The following is a 20,523-nucleotide window of genomic DNA, read 5'->3' on the forward strand; positions in this document are numbered from 1 at the left end:
CATATGCCGAATTCCGAGCGGATCGCTTAAGCATAGCAAAACCCCGGCAAACAGGAACGACTACCCACCGGAACCTCGGAGTTAGGCTGAGGTTCTGACGTGTCCGGATCTTAAAATCAGTGACCGTAAGCCGGGTATCCATAGTCATAAGCGTAGCACGGTCCGCTGTGGCCGTACGCCCCATATCCAGCGCCGACATAGCCACGGTCATAATACGTGCGGCCTCCAAAGGTGAAAAATCGCTCAAGTGAACGGAGGGTTCGGCGATTCATCCCCCTCAGGATCAGTGAAGCGAGCCGGTGCGTGTTCCCTCCTACATTCCGGCGGAGATGGGGCCCACGATCCGGTCCCGAGACAGTCAGAAGATGCACTGGGTGAAAGCTGGCTCAACCGAACGCTGCCAAGGCCCCTCGTAATCCGCAAGGCGATCCTCAGCGAGCGACCGTCCAGCAGCGACGATTGCTTCGAGTGGCTGCAGAAAGTGGGATTCGTCCCGCCCGTGACCATCCTTTCGAGCACGGGCGACAAGCCCGGCTCGAGCGATCGTCAGCGCTTCGGCAGCGACAGCCCCAAGAGGGCGACCGACGATGCGGGCGGCGAGCCCGAGACGCGGCACCGTCGCGCGCAGGCATTCTCGATCGCTGGCGGACCAGTCCTTGACGATATCCCAGGCAGCTGCCAGCGCCGCTTCATCGTAGAGCAACCCGACCCAGAAAGCGGCCTGTGCGGCAATCATCGCGGGTCCACCGACATCGGCACCCCGCATTTCGATGAAGCGCTTGAGGCGGACCTCCGGAAAGGCGGTCGAGGCATGGTTGGCCCAGTCCGACACCGTTGCGCGCTCACCCGGCAGGGTAGCCAGACGGCCAGCCATCAGGTCGCGGAACGAGGCGCCGGACACGTCGTGGTAGGTCTCACCACGCTTGACGAAATACATCGGCATGTCGAGGAGCCAATCGACGTAGGATTCGTATCCGAACCCTGCCTCGAAAGCGCGCGGCAGCATGCCGGTCCGATCGCCATCGGTATCGCGCCAGATCTCCGACCGCCGCGAAAGATATCCGTTCGGACGTCCATCGGTGAACGGGGAATTGGCGAAGAGCGCCGTCGCCACGGGTTGAAGAGCCAGCGCCACGCGCATCTTGGCCACCATATCGGCCTCGGAGGCGAAATCGAGATTCACCTGTACGGTGGCGGTCCGCAGCATCATGTCGAGACCGAGGCTGCCGACCTTCGGCATATACGACGCCATGATCTTGTAGCGGCTCTTCGGCATCACAGGGGTTTCCTCCCGTGTCCACTTGGGACTCATCCCGAGATCGAGGAATCCGATGCCGAGGCCGTCGGCCACCCGGGAAGTGGCATCCAAATGCGCCTGCAGTTCGGCGGCAGTCGCATGGACATCCGGGAGCGGGGCACCAGACAATTCGAACTGTCCGCCCGGCTCCAGGGAGATCGCTCCCCCCTCCGCACCCGCAAGGCCGATCAGATGCCCAGCATCCTCGATCGCCTCCCAGCCGGTTTCCTGCGCGACCCCCTGCAACAGCGCATGAATGCCGTTTGGCCCTTCGTAGGGAACCGGACGATTACCGTCGCGATAGAAGGGGACCTTCTCGTGCTCCGTGCCGATGGCGAAGCGATCCCGCGGCTTCTCGCCCTCGGCAAACCAAGCGATGAGTTCGTCACGCGTGGTCAGGGGCGTCGTATCGGACGTATCGCGCGCCATGCGCAGCCTCTTCAGAAGGTCGTTCAAGGGAGAGGCGCGCCGGACCGCAGCAGCGTGGCCTCTATCTGGTCAACTCGCCTCATAGGCCAGGGGACCCCGGCGAACAACGCGCGACCAGACTGCCTCAGCGTGCGTCACCGAGGACCGACTGGACGAGCGAGAGCACCGCCACAGCTGCTGTGTCGGCCCTCAGAATGCGAGGACCGAGCGATAATGCCACCGTATTCGGACGCTCCAGGATAAGGGCGCGCTCCTCGGGTGCGAAGCCGCCCTCCGGGCCGACCAATACTGCGAGGGGCGGCGGCGCGGCAGGATTGGCCACCTGACGCAGCGCGAGAATTGGATCTGACACCGAGGCGTCCTCGTCGCAGAACACCAACAGACGCAAAGGGTTGAGGTCGGCAAGCGCAGCAGGAAGCTTGGCGACGTCCTGGATGACAGGGATCTCGAGGATGCCGCATTGTTCGGCGGCTTCGATCGTGTTGGAGCGCAAGCGATCGATATTGAGCCGCTCGTTTTGGGTGTAGCGAGTCAGAACCGGCCTGAGCGTTCCAACTCCCATCTCGACCGCTTTCTGGGCCATGTAGTCGAGACGTGCCGTCTTCAGGGGGGCAAAAAGGTAGTGCAGGTCTGCACGCTCCGGCTGTTGGCGTGTGCGCTCTCGCACGATCAGGTCAGCGCTCTTGCGGCCGGTCGGCGCGATCTCGGCACTCCACTCGCCGTCCCGCCCATTGAACAACAGCACCGGATCCGTCGGTCCTCGCCGCAGGACATTCAGGAGATAGTTGGCCTGCGCCCGGTCCAACGGGAGCGTGGCCCCGGGCAAGAGTTGGGCTTCGACATAGAGACGCGGTGCGGTGAAGTCATAAGCGGCCATGACCGGTGTGGTCGCGTGGGGTGTTTCAGCTGTCAACGGCTCAGGCTCAACCGGGCCGCCCTGATGCTGATCCGCAACACGCCGAAACATTGCGCCGCGAATCCACATTCGATCCGGGTGTAGCGTTTGCAGCTTGAAAGACGCCACATTCCTATGCCGAAACAATGTGAAGAACGGAGTGCGCTCAGAAGCAGGCGCGTCCCAACGCGAAACAGGCCATTCCGCAGCCGGCGACTGGGCTGAGCCAGCCGGATCCACGCGTGGTGGGAGAAGGGATTTCGAATCATGTCGTTCAAAACCATCGCCGCCGCTGCTGTCGCCGGTGCGGTCCTGTTCAGCGGGCAGGCTTTCGCACAGGCTGCCGAATGCGGCGAAATCCAGCAGACGCTTCAGGCCCGAAAGGACCTCATCGGCAAGGCGAACGCCGCTTCGAACTCGAAGAAGAAGATGACGCCCGCCGAAGCCTGCACGCTCTTCGGGAAGCTCCAGGCCAACGGCGTCGCCGGGTTGAAGTGGATCACCGCCAACAAGGAGTGGTGCTCGATCCCGGACTCCTTCGCCGAGGGCTTCAAGGCCGATCATACCAAGGTGTCCGGCATCCGGACGCAGGTCTGCGGCGTCGCCGCCAAGGCCGCTAAGATGGAGGCTCAGGCCCGGGCACAAGCCCAGAACGGTGGTGGCGGCGGCGGTTTGCTCGGCGGTCCGGGGCTGACCGGAAGCTTGAAGATGCCGCAGGGCGCCCTCTGACCCGGTGCCATCGCATTCGTTGACAGGCCTGGTCGCGTCGACTTGCAGGCACCGAGCGGGCCGATGACCGATGCGGGCTCCCACGGGGCGGACCACCGCGTCGCCGACGCCGTAGCCGGCCATTGGGTCGACCGGGTGGCGCCGCAGCGGGCACGCCCTTACCTCCGGCTTGCCCGGATCGATCGGCCGATTGGCTGGTGGCTGCTGTTGCTACCGTGCTTGTGGTCGTCCGCGCTCGCAGCCATCGCGAGCGGGGCAGCCGCTCCCAGCCCTCTCCACCTGGTGCTGTTCTTCATCGGGTCGGTAGCCATGCGCGGCGCCGGTTCGACCTACAATGACATCGCCGACCGCGATCTTGATGCGCAGGTGGAGCGGACTCGCTCCCGTCCGCTTCCTTCGGGCCAGATCCGGGCGCGCCACGCCGCGCTGTTCCTCGTGGTCCAGTCCTTGGTCGGCCTTGCCGTCCTGCTGCAATTCAATGCTGTGGCAATCGCCGTCGGAATCGCTTCCCTGATACCCGTCGCCATCTATCCGTTCATGAAACGGATCATGCCGGTGCCGCAGGCGGTTCTCGGTCTCGCCTTCGCCTGGGGCGCACTGATGGGGTGGGTGGCGGTGTTCGGGCAGCTCAATGCGCCTGCCCTGCTGCTCTACGCCGGCACCATCGCCTGGGTGATCGGCTACGATACGATCTACGCGGTCCAGGATATCGAGGACGACGAGATCGCCGGAATCCGCTCGTCGGCACGCTTCTTCGGCCGTCGGATGCGGGGGGCGATCGGGCTTTGCTATGGAGCCAGCGTCGGCTTCATCGCAGCAGCTGCACTCCTGGTTGGTGCTGGTGCCGTTGGTCTCCTCGGCGTCATCCTGTTCGCTGCTCATCTCGGTTCGCAGGTGCTGCGCCTCGACACGCGCGACGGACGCGGGGCGCTCATGCTGTTCCGATCAAATCGACAGGCGGGTCTGATCCTGTTTCTTGGTCTCGCGGCAGATGCTGCTTTGAAGCAGATTGTCGGCTGACGCCGATTCAATCTGAGAGGTTGATCAGCAGCGGGCGCCGGAGATGATTTCGCTCTCACCGCGATGGATCAGGGGGCGGACCGGAAGAGCACCGGTCTTGCGCCTGACGAGGAAGCGCGGGCGGCGACCGTTTAGCAGACCGTGACGGCGACGAGTGCGGGTCCGACCGAGAGCAACCGGACCGATCTGGTTCGACACACTCGCCAGTTCGCCATCCTCTTTGACGATCATACGCGGCAATCCGGACTTGGCTGCGAAGTCCCGCCAGTGCGCCACCACCTCATTCTCACAGAAGGGCCCGAGCCGGGTCACCACTCCGCCGGCAGCGTCGACGAGCAAGAGGTCAAAACGATCCTCGCCGCAGGCATCCGAATCATCCTCAGCGAAGGCTAGAGCGATACCGGCCGGGCGACGCGCTCCGCTGTGCGTGATCACCGGCAGATCGGATGCAGCGAATGCGGCAAAAAGCTCGTCAAAGGAGCCCGCCGGGGACATCCCATTCATGTTCGCGAAAGTCTTCATGGCTCGTACACCCTGTTGGTCCCGGTAACCTCTGTGGGCCACCCGTCTATGACAAGCAGAATTGCGTCTAACCTCCTCAGACCGCCTTAAGAGTGAGCGTTAAGCGAGTATGGACAAGGGTGAAGCAGCCAGAATGCTCAACGTTTCCTTGCCGGGTTCGGCGACATTCGTGCGTATCGAGATCTGCGGAGCTCCGCTTGTGACAATCCGCTCAGCACCTTAGAACAGGCGAGGCGCTTCCCGGCACATGCGAATGACGAGCGAACGGGCCTCGGCGCCAAGCCCAATTCCCATTACCTATCCGGAGACGCATGTCCCACCCGATCGCCTCAGACGCCGTGCATGCCCTCCTCCCCGCCTTGCGCGCTACGATCCGGGAGGCGGCAGCCCTCGCCCTGCCGTTCTACAAAGCCGGGGGACAGACGGGCGCACGTGTCTGGTCCAAATCCGGCGGCTCCCCGGTTACGGAGGCCGACGTGGCCGTTGACACGTTCCTGAAGGTACGGCTCAGCGCGATGCTACCCCGGGCGGCGTGGCTTTCAGAGGAAACCAGCGACAATCCCGTCCGGCTTGAAGCCGATCTTGTCTGGATCGTCGACCCGATCGACGGAACGCGAGCATTCATGTCGGGACACCCGGACTGGTCCATCGCCGTGGCCCTGCTGTCGGGCGGGCAGCCGGTCCTCGGTTTCGTGCATGCCCCCGTAACGGACACCTTCTACGAGGCGGCCGCGGGGTTGGGGGCGACGCGGAACGGCCAGACCATCGCAGCCTCAGACCATGCCGCTGTCGAGGGTGCCCGGGTGACCGGCCCGAAACCGATGATGGATCGGCTGGCACGCGGCGCCGGCTCGGCAGGGACCCGAGCCGACCTCGTCGCTGTGGAACGCGTTCCGTCCCTGGCTCTGAGGGTCGTTCGGGTCGCTGAAGGTTCCATCGATGTCGGCTTGGTTTCTCCCAATGCCCGAGATTGGGATCTCGCCGGGGCCGACCTGATCCTCCGCGAAGCAGGGGGAACCGTCTGCGATCTCAAGGGGCATCCCACGACCTACAATCGTCCGGACCCCGTCCATGGCGAGCTCGTCGCGGTGTCGCGCGGCCTTCGAGATGGCGTCGTGGCAGCCATGGGTCAGCTCTGATCCGATCCCGACACCCCCTCTCGGATGCCAAACAGCAAAGCCCGACACCATGGTGCCGGGCTCGACGTCACTTCGTTTGACTTTCCAGGACTGAAGCGCCGATCACGCCTCCAAACGGAACTTGGTGGCTACTTTCATCAGTGATGCTCGCGCAACGCGATAGCTTCAGGCGCCATACCAAAGCGCTCAGCAAGATGCCAACGCAATTCGCGTGCCGAATGGTAGTTGTAAGATGTATCGATAAGGTGGCTGAGATCAATGGTCTTAGCTTCATGTGCCATCGACTGCTTCAGACGATCCACCTTGAAGGTCGCCGCATCAGTAACGGGCGAACGGGCGCCGCGGCGCCGGGTGTATTCAAACAACATATTTTTCTTGTGTGCTTTCAAAAACGTGCAGGTTTTGCTTGCCGTATCTCGGACGTTTCAGCCCAAAACGAGCTTGGTACGTCGTTGGTGCTAAAGTTTTACCGAAGTCTGATCCGATTCACGCCACAAATCCTGTGGGGAACCGTCATGACCATCGGCAGCGGAAGCCTCGTCAGAGGCCCTGGAGGGTGACGCCAGCCCAAGGGCTGGCGCCGGGAGCGTCAGGCCGCCTGGAGGTTACCAGCCGAGTCCTTGCCGCTGCGCTTGTCGGTCTGAATCTCGTAGGAGATCTTCTGACCTTCGATCAGATTGCGCATGCCAGCGCGCTCGACTGCGGAGATGTGAACGAACACATCCTTGCCGCCGTCGTCAGGCTGAATGAAGCCGTAGCCCTTGGTCTCGTTGAACCACTTTACAGTACCGGTATTCACGAAATAGATCCTCGTATCGTTCGTCGATCAACAGCCTGCGTCTACTCGACGCAAGCAGCGGATCCTCTTCGGTAGGCCTGACGGAATCAGCAGGACGTGAGACGCTTGACGGTACAAGATCTCAGCTCACCGATACCCGCTACAACTCATGTAGTCCGATCATGCGGCCGCAACAAGGCATTCGATCCGACCTAAGAGCACGCTGGCGGGGCGGGCGGGGGCGCAGCCCCTGTGTTAATTGCCCCCCCGACCGCATATAAAAGTTCCCGAGCAGGCAGTTAGGCGATTCATGGCGGGCATCTCAGTTTCCCTCGAAGGGGCGAACATTCAGCTTTCATTCCAGAAGGACGATCAAGCGACAGCGGTCGTTATGGACGCGCGTGCCGCGCGCGCGCTCGTCCGCGCAGTGGGCCAACTTTTGACCGCCATCGACGAGCCTGATGACGGAGATCTTCCGGATGACCTGAGCGACGAAGACATCGCAATGCTCGATGTCACATCGTCAGCCATCGAAGTCGGGACTGACGAACAGGGCCAAGCTGTCGTAGCGTTGCAAGCGGGTGCCCTACCCCCCTTTCAGCTGCGCCTGACGGACGAAGAGGCCCGTCACGTTGCGACGAGCCTCTCCGAAATTCTCAGCGCACCGCGCGATGTGCGCGCTTCACACGGGGATCACTGACGAGGATCACATCCTGACGCCGGGGTCGGTCGGGCCGCCCGGCAGATAATCCGGCTCGGAGCCCGGGCCGGCCGGCTCGCCAATCCCGGGATCGTTAACCGGATACGGCGTTCGAGGACCGGTCGGTCCGATGTCGGGTTCTTCGTCAGGCGTAGGCGGGGTGGGCAGATCACCGGGAATCCCACCCGGCAAAGGCTCGGGAATCGGCAGGCCGGGATTGGCCATTTCATGGTTGGCCATGCGAAGCCTCCTGTTTTTGTCTGCGAGATGCCTGAACCAACACGGTCGAGCAGGGCGGGGTTCCGCCGGAAACCCGCATCCGATCGGACCCGTTCAGTTCCACATTCTCACCCAGGTCCGGAGAGTTCTGAATGGTTGATATCAGGCAGGCTAATGTCTTGATCATCGCAACCGCCGGCTTTGAAGAGACACAGCTGACGGTTCCGCAAAGCAAGCTGAATCAAGCCGGCGCGATTGTTCACATTGCTGCCCCAAAGTCTCGGAGTGGATCGGAATCTATTCGTGGACGGGACAAGGCGGACCGGAGAAAGAACGTCGGCTACGATCAGAACATCGAAACTATAAACCAGAACGGCTACGATGCGCTGATACTTCCTGGCGGACAGATCAACCGAGACAAGTTGCGCCTTAAGCCAAGCGCTTTGGATGTCGTTTGAAGCTTTGTGGAGTCCGGCAGGGACGTGGCCGCCATCTGTCACGCGCCCTGGCTTCTCATCGAGGTCGGGGCGGCGAAGGGTCGTCGGATGACCTCATTCGCGTCGATCAGCACGGACGTCGTCAACGCCGGCGCGGAGCGGCAAGATCCGCCGGTGGTTGCCGATCAAGGCATCGTCACGAGCCGTAACCCGGGCGAGCTCGATGCTTTCAGTGCCAAGATCATCGAGGAGATCGAACAATGGAATCACGGCGTTCGACGGCTTGCCGCCTAGGGGCCTCCCATATCAGCAGCCCGTGAGCGGTCAGAGATCGCGCGCGGTCTGTTGGCGGGATCAGTGCTTGATGACCGTTTTCTGAATCTTTCCCTGATCTGGGACGGCGCCGGCGAAGAGCTCAGACAGCCGACGCTGATCAAGAGTCCTGGCGAAGTCGGGAGCTGCCTCAACGCGGGCCGTCCCTTCCGAGGAGCGCGATGTGATCGACCCGGTGGTGAGGGGATCAGCGGCATCCGCCGGAACTCGGACAGAAGAGGCAGGCTCGCGCTGCAGGCGCAAGGTCCAGTGGGCGGCGGTGGAGAGCGCAGCGACCGCGAGGATCGCCTTGATGCCACCCGTCAGGAGGCGTCTCATGTGGTCAGGCCCGAAACTACGCGTTGGCATCCGGCCGGTTCCCCGACCGACTCCTACACTCGCCGAAGAGCGTTAACGACCACCATCCTGGCGAACAGGCTGCGCGTTTCAATTCGGTGCGCTTTATCGATGTGGGCCTTGCGCCACGGCAGCGGTTCCTGTTCCCCGCGTCCGTGACACGCCTGTCGCTACCCGGCCCACAAGGCCTCACAGGAACGCCGCAGAGAACTGGTCCGCATCGCCCCGTCACGACAGACCCCGCCGCCATGCCAAGCCCGAGAGGGTTCGCGAAACCGTCGGGCGCCTCAGCAGCAGGGATCGCCGATGTAGGTGGCGGGAGCGAGGGCGGCAACCGGGAACAGCCGCGTCATTCCGGCTGCGACGATCCGCACGCCGTCGCGAAGGCCTGCAAGGTCGCGCGCTCATTGTCGGACGAGGGGTCCGACAACCGGGCGTAAAGGCCTGCGGCACCTGAGAAAACCTGACGGCCATCTGAATCGTCGCCGAGGAACGCGCCGATTTCGTGCATCTCGGCGACCCAGCGTCGGGCCTTCGGGATCATATCGGGGAGATTGCGGGCGAAGCGAGCGAAGAGCTCCGGCTCGTTCTCGGCGAGTTCGGCCCGCAGGGCGTCGCCGGCCCCGGCACGATCGGCAGCGAGCACCATGATGGACGCGAGGGCGGTGAGCCCCTTGTTGATGCCCGCAAGGGACATTTTCAGGGCCGAAGCGGCGCCGATCCCACCCTCAACGACGCGGAGGTCGACACCGAGGTCGCGTAGAGGTCGCGCGGTTTCCGGAGCATCACCGGACACATGGACGCGCGGACCGCGTGTGCCGGGCTTCGGCGGCAGGCCGATGATCGCGGCATCGAGGAAGGTCGCACCGGTCGGCCGGATCAGGTCGGCGATCCGCCGGACCGTCACAACGTTGACCGCGTTGCAATCGACATAGACCGGCTTGCGCGTCGCGGTGGCCAGGATCGGGGCGAGCTGTTCGGCCAGCGGCTCGGCCTCGGCGGGGGGTACGATCGAGAGCAGGAGGTCCGCACCCATCAGGCCGACGAGGTCGGTCCCGATCATGCCGGCGGCGCGCGCCCGCGATTGGGTGGCGGAACTCCGTCCGTCGAGGACCGTCAGCACCGTGGCGCCGTTCTCGGTGAGACGGGCCGCGAGGGCGCTGCCCATGGCGCCTGCGGCGAGGATGGCGATGGTCGGCATGGGGCGGGCTTCCTCCGAAACGGGAACGACCACGCCGCGGCTCAGGGCCGCGGCGTGGTCGTCATTCAGGATGCAAGGCGTACGCCTGTCCAGCCGATGCCGTCAGGTGAGCGAGCCGCAGAAGCGCTGGATGCGGGTGCAGGCTTCCTCGAGCGCCGCGTTCGAGGTGGCGTAGGAGATGCGCAGGTTGGGGCCGAGGCCGAAGGCGGAGCCATGGACGGCGGCGACGCCCTCGGCCTGAAGCAGCTCGACCACGAAATCCTCGTCGGTCGCGATGGTCTTGCCGGACGGAGTTTTGCGCCCGATGGTCTCGGCGCAGGACGGATAGACGTAGAACGCGCCCTCGGGCGTCGGGCACTTCAGGCCCTTGGTCTGGTTCAGCATCGACACCACGAGGTCGCGGCGGGTGTGGAAGGCCTTGCGGAACTCGCCGAGATGCGCCTGCGTGCCCTCCAGGGCCGCCACCGCCGCCCACTGGGAGATGGACGAGGCGCCCGAGGTCTGCTGACCCTGCACGAAATCCATCGCCTTGATCAGGTGCTCCGGCCCGGCGGCGTAGCCGATGCGCCAGCCCGTCATGGCGTAGGCCTTGGAGACGCCGTTCATGGTCAGCGTGCGGTCGTAAAGGCCGGGCTCGATCTGCGCTGGGGTGACGAATTGGAAATCGCCGTAGGTCAGGTGCTCGTACATGTCGTCGGTGAGCACCCACACCTGGGGGTGACGCATCAGCACGTCGGTGATCTTCTTCAGCTCGTCGCGGGCATAGGCCGCCCCGGACGGGTTCGACGGCGAGTTGAGGATGATCCACTTGGTCTTCGGGGTGATCACCCGCTCCAGCTCCTCCGGCTGAAGCTTGAAATCATGCGCCATGTCGGTCTCGGCGAAGACCGGCGTCCCGCCGCAGAGCACCACCATCTCGGGGTAGGACACCCAGTAGGGACGCGGGATGACGACCTCGTCACCGGGGTTCAGGGTCGCGAGCAGCGCGTTGTAGATGACGTGCTTGCCGCCGGTGCCGACGATGGTCTGCGACGGCTTGTAGTCGAGCCCGTTCTCGCGCTTGAACTTCTTGGCGATGGCCTCGCGCAGCGGCACGATGCCGGAGACCGGGGGATACTTGGTCTCGCCGCGCCGGATCGCCTCGACGGCCGCATCCTTGATGTGCTGGGGCGTATCGAAATCAGGCTCTCCGACCGAGAGGCTAATTACGTCCATCCCCTGCGCTTTCAGCTCACGGGCCTTCTGCGTCATCGCGATGGTCGCGGACGGCTTCACGCGGGACAAGGCGTCGGCCAGAAAGCCCATGGGTGGTCACTCCCGTACATTTTACGAAGGTCGGATCGAGCGGCGCGGACCCTAGTCGCGCCGCCGCGCACGGGCAAGGGAGACCTGCCGTTGCTGCGGCGTTCCCTCCTGCAACCCAGCGAAGGCTTAAGACGAACCAAAAAACCGCCGCGACTCCGGGAGAGCCGCGGCGGTGAGGCCGTCGATGGGGGGCTGCTGCCCGGCGCCGGCGGGCCGGGTCCGGGCTCGTCAGATCCCGCCGAAGACCCAGCGCAGCTTCGACAGGAAGCGGCCGCCAGAGCGCTTCTCGCGGATTTCCGCCGGCTCGTCCTTCACCGGGGTCGCGGTCGCATCGGCCTGGATCAGCCCGAGAGCGGCGGTATCGGTGGTCTCGCGATCGATCAGGATGAAACCGCCGGTGTCGCGGTTGGCCGTGTAGGCATCCACCGCCACCGCCCGGTCGAGGGTCAGGGTCACGTCGGCGATGTCGTTGGCGGTCAGGCGCGCGGCCGGCTCCGCCTTGCCCGTCTCGGGGTCGATGCGGGTGCGGATCGTGGTGACGACGGCGTTCACCGTCACGGTGCCGATCTTCGCCAGCAGCGTGGCGCCGGGCAGCAACTCGGTCTCGGCGGCCCAGAACAGGCGGGCGTCGAGGCTGTCGGTGACGCGCATCGGCGCATCGGCCGTGACGATCACCGATCCGCGCGAGGCGTCGATCTCGTCGGCGAGCACCAGGGTGACGGACTGGCCCTCCACCGCATGCGGCAGGTCGCCGTCGGCGGTGACGATGCGGGCGATGGTCGAGGTCCGGCCCGAGGGCTCCACGATCACGGCGTCGCCGGGCGCCACGCGCCCGCTGGCGATCAGGCCGGCGAACCCGCGGAAATCCGAGTTCGGGCGGTTCACCCACTGCACCGCCATACGGAAGGGCGCGGCCTGCTCCTCGATGCGCACCGGCACCTCTTCGAGGTATTGCAGCAGCGGTGTGCCTGTGTACCAGGGCGCGGCGGCACCCGGCAGCACGACGTTGTCGCCGTTCTTGGCCGAGAGCGGGATCGCCCGGATCTCGGTGAAGCCGAGCGGCGCCGCAAAGTCCTGGAACGCCGCCAGAAGCTCCTCGAAGCGGGTCTCGGACCAGCCGACGAGGTCCATCTTGTTCACCGCGAGCGCGACCCGCCGGATGCCCAGCAGCGACACCAGCAGCGCATGGCGCCGGGTCTGCCGGGTCAGACCCTGGCGGGCATCCACCAGGATCACGGCCACATCCGCCGTCGAGGCGCCGGTCGCCATGTTGCGGGTGTACTGTTCGTGGCCGGGGGTGTCAGCCACGATGAAGGAGCGCTTGTCGGTGGAGAAGAAGCGGTAGGCGACATCGATGGTGATGCCCTGCTCGCGCTCGGCCTGGAGGCCGTCGACCAAGAGGGCCAGATCGATTTCGGCGCCCTGGGTGCCGTGCTTGCGCGAATCGCGCTGCAGCGCCGTCACCTGGTCGTCGAAGATCTGCTTGGTATCGTGCAGGAGGCGGCCGATCAGCGTCGACTTGCCGTCATCGACGGAGCCGCAGGTGATGAAGCGCAGGACTTCCTTGTTCTGGTGCGCGGTCAGGAAGTCGTCGTAGCCGAAAGCCTGGGGTGCCTGATGGATCGTCATCTTAGAAATAGCCCTCCTGCTTCTTGCGCTCCATGGCGCCGGCTCCGTCCTTGTCGATCACGCGGCCCTGGCGCTCCGAGGTGCGGGCGGCCAGGGTCTCGCCGATGATCTCCGGCAGCGTCGCGGCGTCGCTCTCGACGGCCCCGGTCAGCGGGTAATCGCCGAGGGTGCGGAAACGGACCGACAGCTCCTTCGGCGTCTCGCCGGGCTCGAGCGGCAGGCGCTCGTCATCGACCATGATGAGCTGGCCGTCGCGCTCTACCACCGGTCGGGGCTTGGCAAAGTACAGCGGCACGATCGGGATCTGCTCCTGCTCGATGTAGAGCCAGACGTCGAGTTCGGTCCAATTGGAGAGCGGGAACACCCGCAGCGACTCGCCGCGCTTCTTCTTCATATTGTAGAGGTGCCAGGGTTCGGCGCGCTGGCGCTTGGGGTCCCAGCGATGCTGGGCCGTGCGCAGGCTGACGATGCGCTCCTTGGCGCGGGACGCCTCCTCGTCGCGACGCGCCCCGCCGAAGGCCGCATCGAACTTGTGCTTGTCGAGGGCCTGACGCAGCGCCTGTGTCTTCATCACGTCGGTATGGACTTCCGAACCGTGGCTGACCGGGCCGATGCCGCGGGCCAAGCCATCCTGGTTGGTGTGGACGAGGAGATCCAGGCCGAGTTCCTGGGCGCGCCGATCACGAAACGCGATCATCTCCTTGAACTTCCACGTGGTGTCGATGTGCATCAGGGGGAACGGCAGGCGGCCCGGAGCGAAAGCCTTCAGCGCCAGATGCAGCAGCACCGACGAATCCTTGCCGATGGAATAGAGCATCACCGGGTTCTCGGTCTCGGCGACCGTCTCCCGCATGATGTGGATGCTCTCGGCCTCCAGGCGCTGCAGGTGCGTCAGCCGCGCGGACCGGCTCGCCGCCTGGGTGGTGAGGGGTGCGGCGCTCATCGGGCCATCTCCAGAGGTTTGGTGTGAAGGGTGGTTTCGAAGGCGGCCGCCTCCTGACCGGGTGCGACGTTTTCTTCGGGCGCGTGGACATGCAGGCCGCACTCCTTCTTGGAGGCCTGCTCCCACCACCAGCGGCCGGCGCGCTCGTCCTCTCCGACCCGGATCGCGCGGGTGCAAGGGGCGCAGCCGATCGACGGGAAGCCGCGATCATGCAGCACATTGTAGGGCACGTAGTTTTCCGAGACGAAGCGCTCGACGTCGGCACGGGTCCAATCGGCGAGCGGATTGATCTTGATCAGGCCCCGCCCTTCATCCGCCTCGGCCAGGGGCGTCTCGGCCCGGTTCGCCGACTGTCCGGCGCGAAGGCCGGTGAGCCAGCCGGCGGCTCCCGCCAGCGCTCGACCCAGGGGCTCGACCTTGCGGAAGCCGCAGCAGGCCTGCCGCGCGGCGACCGAATGGCGGAACCCGTTGATACCGGACTGGGCCACGAAGCGCTCCTCGGCCTCGCGCTCGGGCGCATAGGCGCGGATGCGGATGCCGTAGGCCGATTCGGTCTCGGTCCATGTGTCGTAGGTCTCAGGGTAGAGCCGTCCGGTGTCGAGGGTGACGATCTCGGTCCGGCCCTTGTGCATCGCCACCGCGTGGGTGAGCGCCTGATCCTCGATCCCGAGGCTCGTGGTGAAGACCAAACGGCCCGGTACCGTCGACTCGATGAGTGCGATCCGGCCCTTGAGGTCGAGTCCCGCCAGGGCGGAGGCGAGGTCGCGCGCCGTGTTTTCCAGTTGAGAGGTCATCAGAGACTTTGCGATGCTGGCTTGTCTGAAGTGTGAAATGTTCGCTATAACGAACGCTGTCAAGGCATGGCGGCTATCTCCAGGGGGCAAACCCCACCGGCGATGCTCCTTGCGGCAACGGGCTCGGACGTATTCTGTTGCCCAACGAAGAAACTTCCTTCTCCATCGGACAGCGTTGCGTGCCGTCCCGCACGCCAACGCCGCTCACGAACCCGCGAGGCCAGCTTGGATTCGATCGATCTGAAGATCCTGGCGCTGCTCCAGCACGACGCCACCCTGTCCATCGCCACCATCGGCGAAAAGGTCGGCCTGTCGCAGACGCCGTGCTGGAAGCGCATCCAGCGCCTCGAGGCGGATGGCGTCATCGATCGGCGCGTGGCCGTACTCGATCCGGTGAAGCTCGGCCTCGGGCTGACGGTGTTCGTCTCCATCGAGACGGCGGATCACTCGCGCGAATGGCTCGAACGCTTCGCCGAGACCGTCTCGGCGATGCCCGAGGTGCTGGAATTCTACCGCATGGCAGGGGACGTGGATTACATGCTCCGCGTCGTCGTCGCCGATATGCGCGCCTACGATACGTTCTATAAGCATCTCATCGCGACTCTGCCGCTCAAGAACGTGACCTCCCGCTTCGCGATGGAGAAGGTCAAATCCACCACCGCGCTGCCCCTCCCGGCCCCGCCTGCCAACGGTCGCTTCACCCCGACCCTGTCGGTGGTGGCCGGAGAATAGAATTCTCTTTTGCCCTGCTCGCGCAGGCAGCTCCTTCTACCGTGACGTCGTTCTGTAAAACGGACAACCCCGTTGACAGCCGGCCTCTCAGGACGACATGGCTTTCCTTATGGCACGACACGCGATCCTTCCCCGCACGGCTCCCTTCGGCGACACCGAACGCGCGAGCCTCGACGCCGTCCTCGGCGCCGCCACCCCGATACAGCGCGCCTGGCTGGCTGGCTTTCTGGCCGGCCTCGACGCCGGCGGAGCGCCGCAGGCCGCTGCCGTCCCGGCCGCGCCGCCGAAGGCAGCCGAGCCCCTGACCATCCTGTTCGCCAGTGAATCCGGAAATTCCGAGACGCTCGCCAACGACATGGCCAAGCTCGCCCGCAAGAACGGCTTCAAGCCGAAGGTGGTCGATTTCGCCGATCTCGAGATCGCCAGCCTCGCCAAGGAGAAGCGCATCGTCGCCATCGCGGCGACCTGGGGCGAGGGCGAGCCGCCGGCCCGCGCGACGCGCGCCTACAACGAGCTGATGGGCGACGGCGCCCCGCGGCTGGACGGCGTCTCGTTCGGCGTGCTCTCGCTGGGCGACACCTCCTATGCCGAGTTCTGCGCCATCGGAAAGGCGCTCGACGCCCGGTTCGAAGCCCTGGGCGGCATCCGCGCCCACGAGCGCGCCGACCTCGACCTCGACTTCGAGACCCCCGCAGCGGCCTGGATCAAGGACACCCTGAAGGCGCTCACCCCCCCGCCGAGCGCCGACAACGTGGTAGCCGTCGATTTCGCCGCGCGGGTCGCGGGCGACGAGGACGACGACGTCGAGCCGAGCCGCGAGCCCAAGGTGGTCGAGGTCGTCGACCATGTGAACCTGAACTCCTCGCGCTCCGACAAGGAGACCATCCACCTCGCCCTCGAATTCGAGGACGGAGCCCCCGCCTACGAGCCGGGTGATTCGCTGGAGATCTATCCGGAGAACGACCCGGCCCTGGTCGACGAGATCCTCGCCGCCACCGGCCTGTCCGGCGACGCGGCGCTGCGCCAGGCCCTGCTGGCGGAGCGGGACATCACCACCCTGTCGGCGACGACCGTGGAGCGCTTCGTCAAGGCCACCGGCCATGCCGAGGCGCAGAAGCTCATCGATAGCGGCGAGGCCAAGGCCTGGATCGAGGGGCGCCACCTCATCGATCTCATCCAGAGCTTCCCGGCCACGCTCACGGCCGAGCACCTCGGCACCATCACCCGGCCGCTGCCGCCGCGGGCCTATTCCATCGCCTCATCACGGAAGGAGGTGGGCGACGAGGTCCACCTCGTGATCGCGGCGGTGCGCTACGAGACCCACGGCCGGGCGCGCTCGGGTGTGGCCTCGACCCATGTGGCCGACCGCATCCGCAACGGCGCCAAGCTGCGGGTGAAGCTGAAGCCGAACCGGCACTTCCGCCTGCCGCAGGACCCCGCCACCGACATCATCATGGTGGGCCCGGGCACCGGCGTCGCCCCGTTCCGCGCCTTCGTGCAGGAGCGCCGGGCCGTCGCGGCCCCGGGCCGTTCCTGGCTGTTCTTCGGCGACCGCCACTTCACCCACGACTTCCTGTACCAGCTCGAATGGCAGGAGGCCCTGGAGGACACGTCGCTGACCCAGATCGACGTGGCCTTCTCGCGCGACCAGCCGGAGAAGATCTACGTGCAGGACCGCATCGCCCAGCACGCGAAGGAGGTCGTCGCCTGGCTCGACGGCGGCGCCAGCTTCTACGTCTGCGGCGACGCCACCCGGATGGCCAAGGACGTGCGCAACGCCGTGTTGAAGGCCTTTCAGGACGTGAAGGCGCTCAGCCCCGCCGACGCGGAAGCGGCGGTGGCCGCCCTGGAGAAGGCGCACCGCTACCAGCAGGACGTTTACTAGGACACGAGCATGACCCTCCCCCTCCGCGGGGAGGGTGCCTGCGGAGCAGGCGGGAGAGGGGCAACCTCTCCGGATAGGGCGCTCCCCTCACCCGACCCGCTTCGCGGGCCACCCTCTCCCGCAGAGGAGAGAGGGAAGAGCCCGCACCGCTCAACATCGAAAAGACCGGAAAGCCCGCCATGGCCGACAAGACCACCACCCGCACCTACGAGACCCCGCCCACCGACCGCCCGATCTCGGACGCGGAAGCGGCGCGCGCGGCCGGTCTGGCCGCCAACGAACACATCAAGATCGCCAGCGGCTACCTGCGCGGGACCCTCGCTGACGGCCTGCTAAAGCACGCCACCGGCGCCATCTCGGAGGATGACGGGCAGCTCGTGAAGTTCCACGGGATGTACCTGCAGGACGACCGCGACATCCGGGCCGAGCGCACCAAGAAGAAGCTCGAGAAGGCCTACAGCTTCATGATCCGCCTGCGCATCGCCGGCGGCGTCGTCACCCCGAAGCAGTGGCTGGCCTTGGACGAGATCGCCACGACCTACGCGGGCGGGGCGCTGCGCGCGACCACGCGCCAGACCTTCCAGTATCACGGCGTCATCAAGTCGAACCTGAAGCGCACGATGGCGGCCATCGACGCGACGCTCCTCGACACCATCGCGGCCTGCGGCGACGTCAACCGCAACGTCATGGCGGCAACCAACCCGTCCCAGACCGGCGCCCACAAGGCCGCCTACCAGCTCGCCAAGGACATCTCCGACTCGCTCCTGCCCAAGACCAGCGCTTGGCGCGAGATCTGGCTCGATGGCGAGCGCGTGGTCGGCGGCGAGGAGGTGGCCGAGGTCGAGCCGGTCTACGGCAAGACCTACCTGCCGCGGAAGTTCAAGACCGTGGTGGCGGTGCCCCCGTCCAACGAGGTGGACATCTTCGCCCACGATCTCGGCTTCATCGCCATCCTGGACGAGACGGGCAAAGTCACCGGCTGGAACGTCACGGTGGGCGGCGGCATGGGCATGACCCATGGCGAGACCGACACCTTCCCGCGCACCGCCGACGTGATGTGCTTCGTCGAACCCGCGGACGCCCTGAAGGTCGCCGAGGCCGTGATGACGGTGCAGCGCGACTGGGGCAACCGCAAGGTCCGCAAGAACGCCCGCCTGAAATACACCATCGAGCGTTACGGCCTCGCAGCCTTCCGGGCCGAGGTCGAGACGCGCGTCGGCAAGCCGCTCGCCGATCCGAAGCCTTTCGCTTTCACCGGCAACGGCGACCGCTACGGCTGGACCGAGGGCGACGACGGGCGCCATCACCTGACGCTCTACGTCGCCTCGGGCCGGATCAAGGATTACGACAACGGTCCGCAGTTGCTCACCGGCCTGCGCCGGATCGCCGAGATCCATCAGGGCGATTTCCGCCTCACCGGCAACCAGAACGTCATCATCGCCAACGTGCCGGCCGAGAAGCGCGCTGAGATCGAGGCGTTGGTGGACCAGTACGGCATGCTGAAGGGCGCGAGCGCGCTGCGCCGCAACTCGATGGCCTGCGTCGCCCTGCCGACCTGCGGCCTGGCGCTGGCTGAGAGCGAGCGTTACCTGCCGGACCTGATGACCGAGCTGGAGACCAGCCTGGCGTCGCACGGGCTCCAGGACGACGAGATCACCATCCGGATGACCGGCTGCCCCAACGGCTGCGCCCGGCCGTTCATCGCCGAGATCGGGCTCGTCGGCCGCGGCCCCGAGCGCTACCACCTCTATCTCGGGGCGGCCTTTGACGGTTCGCGCCTGGGCAAGCTCTTCGCGGAAGACGTCACCGCCTCGGAGATCAAGACGATCCTGGACCCGCTCTTCGCGGCTTATGCCCGGCACAAGCAGGCTGGCGAGCGCTTCGGCGACTACCTCATCCGCGACGGTTACGTGACCCGGACGATCAACGGACCCGACTTCCACGACCACACCGGCGCCCTCAAGAGCGCGGCCTGACCCGGCCTCATCGGTCCGGAGGGTCGAGGCCCTCCGGATGGCTCTCTGCTCCCAGAGAGGGAGGGCCCGCAAGCAGGAAATCGTTGCGATGCAGCATCGGGCCAACGTGCTGCGGCATCCCGCAAGACTAAAGATTCGCCGCGAACTTCGTTAACCCACCGCGCAACCGTTCCGGCCCATCCCCGTTGTCCGTCAAGACAGCCCGGGAGGCCCCAATGGCCAAGCATGAAATTTTGAGCTTCTTCGAACATCGTCGCGATGGCGCCTGGATCTGCGTCAAGCCCTTCACGCTGACGACGAAGGAGAGCCGCGTCGACATTCAGCAGGGTATGCGCTTCGATTACGGCAAGCGCGTCGGCGGCGTCGATCTGGCCGAATACTTGGAGCAATTGGGTTCCCAGTTCGGCTCCTAAGCATCGAAACCTCCGCCACGGCCCGTCGCATCCTCGTACGCATGGGCCGGGCGTCGCCTGGGCCTGACTCGCCTCAGGGTTCCCGTCGCTGTACCCGGCGCCATCCATTCGGGACCGTCACGACGCGTCGGGAGATTTGTGATTTTTTGACGTTGCGGTCGCAACGGCCTAGTTTACCCGGATGATGCGTTCCGCGGTCATCGACCGTACGATCCCCGAAGAGGCTGCCCCCACCACCCGTTGCCGGATCCTGGCGACGGCCGAAGAGGCGTTCCGCGTCGTCGGCTATCAGAAGACCACCGTCGCCGACATCGCCAAGACGCTGCGAATGAGCCCAGCCAACGTGTACCGCTTCTTCGACTCGAAGAAGGCGATCCACGAAGCCGTCATCAAGCGGCTGATGGACGACACCGAGCTCAGAGTCACCGAGGTCGTGGAGACGCCCGGCCTGAGTGCCGTGGATCGCATCGCCCGCACGATCACGGTCATGCATTCCGCTTGCGTCGAGCGCTGCGAGGCCAACCCCCGCCTGCACGAGATGGTCGAAGCGGCGATCACCGAGAGCTGGAACGTGTGCCGGGCGCATGTCGATCAGATCGGCTCGCTGTTCGAACGCCTGGTCCGCGAGGGCGCCGAAGCGGGTGAGTTCGTGGTGGCCGATCCCGCCCTCGCCGCGGCCTGTATCCACACGGCGATCATCCGTTACTGTCATCCCGCACTCGTCAGCCACTACCCGGATGCCGGGGCCCCGCCCTTGGCGGCCATGATCGAGTTCCTGATCGGAAGCCTGCGGCCTCGCACCTGAGGGTCG

Annotated in this window: 20 protein-coding genes and 1 pseudogene; 10 read left to right on the top strand and 11 right to left on the bottom strand. The window is 65.5% G+C overall.

Translation table 11 applies throughout. From position 1 onward, the window contains the following. Positions 1 to 358: 358 nt before the first annotated feature. Both J7U37_RS19760 and J7U37_RS19765 read right to left on the bottom strand, forming a co-directional pair. Positions 359 to 1,726 carry a glutamate--cysteine ligase gene (locus J7U37_RS19760; protein ID WP_247636812.1) on the bottom strand — a complete coding sequence of 456 codons (1,368 nt, stop codon included), beginning with the start codon at positions 1,724 to 1,726 and terminating at the stop codon, positions 359 to 361. A 124-nt stretch (positions 1,727 to 1,850) separates the two neighbouring features. Further along, complete coding sequence (locus tag J7U37_RS19765) at positions 1,851 to 2,603, bottom strand: 16S rRNA (uracil(1498)-N(3))-methyltransferase (RefSeq protein WP_247636813.1); 753 nt, start codon at positions 2,601 to 2,603, stop codon at positions 1,851 to 1,853. 285 nt (positions 2,604 to 2,888) lie between these two features. On the opposite strand from J7U37_RS19765, the gene J7U37_RS19770 reads away from it, so the two are divergent. Together J7U37_RS19770 and ubiA are read left to right on the top strand one after the other, a co-directional pair. Next, positions 2,889 to 3,350, top strand: a complete 462-nt coding sequence (locus J7U37_RS19770; protein ID WP_056185037.1) for a hypothetical protein — start codon at positions 2,889 to 2,891, stop codon at positions 3,348 to 3,350. A 63-nt stretch (positions 3,351 to 3,413) separates the two neighbouring features. Next, entirely contained in the window at positions 3,414 to 4,370 is a 957-nt protein-coding gene (ubiA, locus tag J7U37_RS19775; protein ID WP_247636814.1) for a 4-hydroxybenzoate octaprenyltransferase, read from the top strand. A 24-nt stretch (positions 4,371 to 4,394) separates the two neighbouring features. Here ubiA and J7U37_RS19780 read toward each other — a convergent pair whose 3' ends face one another. Next, on the bottom strand, positions 4,395 to 4,874 hold the full coding sequence (locus J7U37_RS19780; RefSeq protein WP_247636836.1) for a DUF6101 family protein: 480 nt from the start codon (positions 4,872 to 4,874) through the stop codon (positions 4,395 to 4,397). Between the two features lie 329 nt (positions 4,875 to 5,203). On the opposite strand from J7U37_RS19780, the gene J7U37_RS19785 reads away from it, so the two are divergent. Then, positions 5,204 to 6,031 (top strand): 3'(2'),5'-bisphosphate nucleotidase CysQ, encoded by an 828-nt coding sequence (locus tag J7U37_RS19785; RefSeq protein ID WP_247636815.1) that lies wholly within the window; start codon positions 5,204 to 5,206, stop codon positions 6,029 to 6,031. Positions 6,032 to 6,168: 137 nt separating this feature from the next. On the opposite strand, the gene J7U37_RS19790 is transcribed toward J7U37_RS19785, so the two are convergent. Both J7U37_RS19790 and J7U37_RS19795 read right to left on the bottom strand, forming a co-directional pair. After that, positions 6,169 to 6,399, bottom strand: a complete 231-nt coding sequence (locus J7U37_RS19790; protein WP_082504390.1) for an AsnC family transcriptional regulator — start codon at positions 6,397 to 6,399, stop codon at positions 6,169 to 6,171. Positions 6,400 to 6,620: 221 nt separating this feature from the next. Further along, positions 6,621 to 6,830 carry a cold-shock protein gene (locus tag J7U37_RS19795; RefSeq protein WP_055956856.1) on the bottom strand — a complete coding sequence of 70 codons (210 nt, stop codon included), beginning with the start codon at positions 6,828 to 6,830 and terminating at the stop codon, positions 6,621 to 6,623. Between the two features lie 289 nt (positions 6,831 to 7,119). Here J7U37_RS19795 and J7U37_RS19800 point away from each other — a divergent pair, with 289 nt between their 5' ends. Beyond that, positions 7,120 to 7,509: a hypothetical protein gene (locus J7U37_RS19800; RefSeq protein ID WP_056488313.1), complete on the top strand. Its 390-nt coding sequence runs from the start codon at positions 7,120 to 7,122 to the stop codon at positions 7,507 to 7,509. A gap of 6 nt (positions 7,510 to 7,515) precedes the next feature. Here J7U37_RS19800 and J7U37_RS19805 read toward each other — a convergent pair whose 3' ends face one another. After that, positions 7,516 to 7,734 (bottom strand): hypothetical protein, encoded by a 219-nt coding sequence (locus J7U37_RS19805; RefSeq protein ID WP_082504441.1) that lies wholly within the window; start codon positions 7,732 to 7,734, stop codon positions 7,516 to 7,518. A gap of 146 nt (positions 7,735 to 7,880) precedes the next feature. Between J7U37_RS19805 and J7U37_RS19810 the strand changes: the two are divergent. Beyond that, a pseudogene (locus J7U37_RS19810) lies at positions 7,881 to 8,459 on the top strand (DJ-1/PfpI family protein). 724 nt (positions 8,460 to 9,183) lie between these two features. Here J7U37_RS19810 and J7U37_RS19815 read toward each other — a convergent pair. The 5 genes from J7U37_RS19815 to J7U37_RS19835 all read right to left on the bottom strand — a co-directional run bounded on the left by J7U37_RS19815 (position 9,184) and on the right by J7U37_RS19835 (position 14,706). After that, on the bottom strand, positions 9,184 to 10,035 hold the full coding sequence (locus J7U37_RS19815; protein WP_247636816.1) for an NAD(P)-dependent oxidoreductase: 852 nt from the start codon (positions 10,033 to 10,035) through the stop codon (positions 9,184 to 9,186). 102 nt (positions 10,036 to 10,137) lie between these two features. Beyond that, positions 10,138 to 11,340: a pyridoxal phosphate-dependent aminotransferase gene (locus tag J7U37_RS19820; protein WP_247636817.1), complete on the bottom strand. Its 1,203-nt coding sequence runs from the start codon at positions 11,338 to 11,340 to the stop codon at positions 10,138 to 10,140. A 228-nt stretch (positions 11,341 to 11,568) separates the two neighbouring features. Then, positions 11,569 to 12,969, bottom strand: a complete 1,401-nt coding sequence (gene cysN, locus J7U37_RS19825; RefSeq protein WP_247636818.1) for a sulfate adenylyltransferase subunit CysN — start codon at positions 12,967 to 12,969, stop codon at positions 11,569 to 11,571. Between the two features lies 1 nt (position 12,970). Continuing rightward, positions 12,971 to 13,912 (bottom strand): sulfate adenylyltransferase subunit CysD, encoded by a 942-nt coding sequence (gene cysD, locus J7U37_RS19830; RefSeq protein WP_247636819.1) that lies wholly within the window; start codon positions 13,910 to 13,912, stop codon positions 12,971 to 12,973. Continuing rightward, positions 13,909 to 14,706, bottom strand: a complete 798-nt coding sequence (locus J7U37_RS19835) for a phosphoadenylyl-sulfate reductase (RefSeq protein WP_247636820.1) — start codon at positions 14,704 to 14,706, stop codon at positions 13,909 to 13,911. The genes cysD and J7U37_RS19835 overlap by 4 nt, the downstream gene beginning before the upstream one ends. A 225-nt stretch (positions 14,707 to 14,931) precedes the next feature. Here J7U37_RS19835 and J7U37_RS19840 point away from each other — a divergent pair, with 225 nt between their 5' ends. The 5 genes from J7U37_RS19840 to J7U37_RS19860 all read left to right on the top strand — a co-directional run bounded on the left by J7U37_RS19840 (position 14,932) and on the right by J7U37_RS19860 (position 20,517). Further along, positions 14,932 to 15,438, top strand: a complete 507-nt coding sequence (locus J7U37_RS19840) for an Lrp/AsnC family transcriptional regulator (RefSeq protein WP_056185002.1) — start codon at positions 14,932 to 14,934, stop codon at positions 15,436 to 15,438. A 109-nt stretch (positions 15,439 to 15,547) separates the two neighbouring features. Continuing rightward, the gene (locus tag J7U37_RS19845; protein WP_247636837.1) at positions 15,548 to 17,323 is read left to right on the top strand and encodes a flavodoxin domain-containing protein; all 1,776 of its coding nucleotides are present in this window, start codon (positions 15,548 to 15,550) and stop codon (positions 17,321 to 17,323) included. A gap of 179 nt (positions 17,324 to 17,502) precedes the next feature. Further along, positions 17,503 to 19,299 carry an NADPH-dependent assimilatory sulfite reductase hemoprotein subunit gene (locus tag J7U37_RS19850; RefSeq protein ID WP_247636821.1) on the top strand — a complete coding sequence of 599 codons (1,797 nt, stop codon included), beginning with the start codon at positions 17,503 to 17,505 and terminating at the stop codon, positions 19,297 to 19,299. Between the two features lie 215 nt (positions 19,300 to 19,514). Further along, complete coding sequence (locus tag J7U37_RS19855; RefSeq protein WP_056184995.1) at positions 19,515 to 19,712, top strand: hypothetical protein; 198 nt, start codon at positions 19,515 to 19,517, stop codon at positions 19,710 to 19,712. A gap of 181 nt (positions 19,713 to 19,893) precedes the next feature. Beyond that, the gene (locus J7U37_RS19860) at positions 19,894 to 20,517 is read left to right on the top strand and encodes a TetR/AcrR family transcriptional regulator (RefSeq protein ID WP_247636822.1); all 624 of its coding nucleotides are present in this window, start codon (positions 19,894 to 19,896) and stop codon (positions 20,515 to 20,517) included. The last annotated feature ends 6 nt before the right edge of the window (positions 20,518 to 20,523 follow it).

Origin of the sequence: Methylobacterium sp. 37f (assembly GCF_023093475.1) — a bacterium.
Taxonomy (GTDB): Bacteria; Pseudomonadota; Alphaproteobacteria; order Rhizobiales; family Beijerinckiaceae; genus Methylobacterium.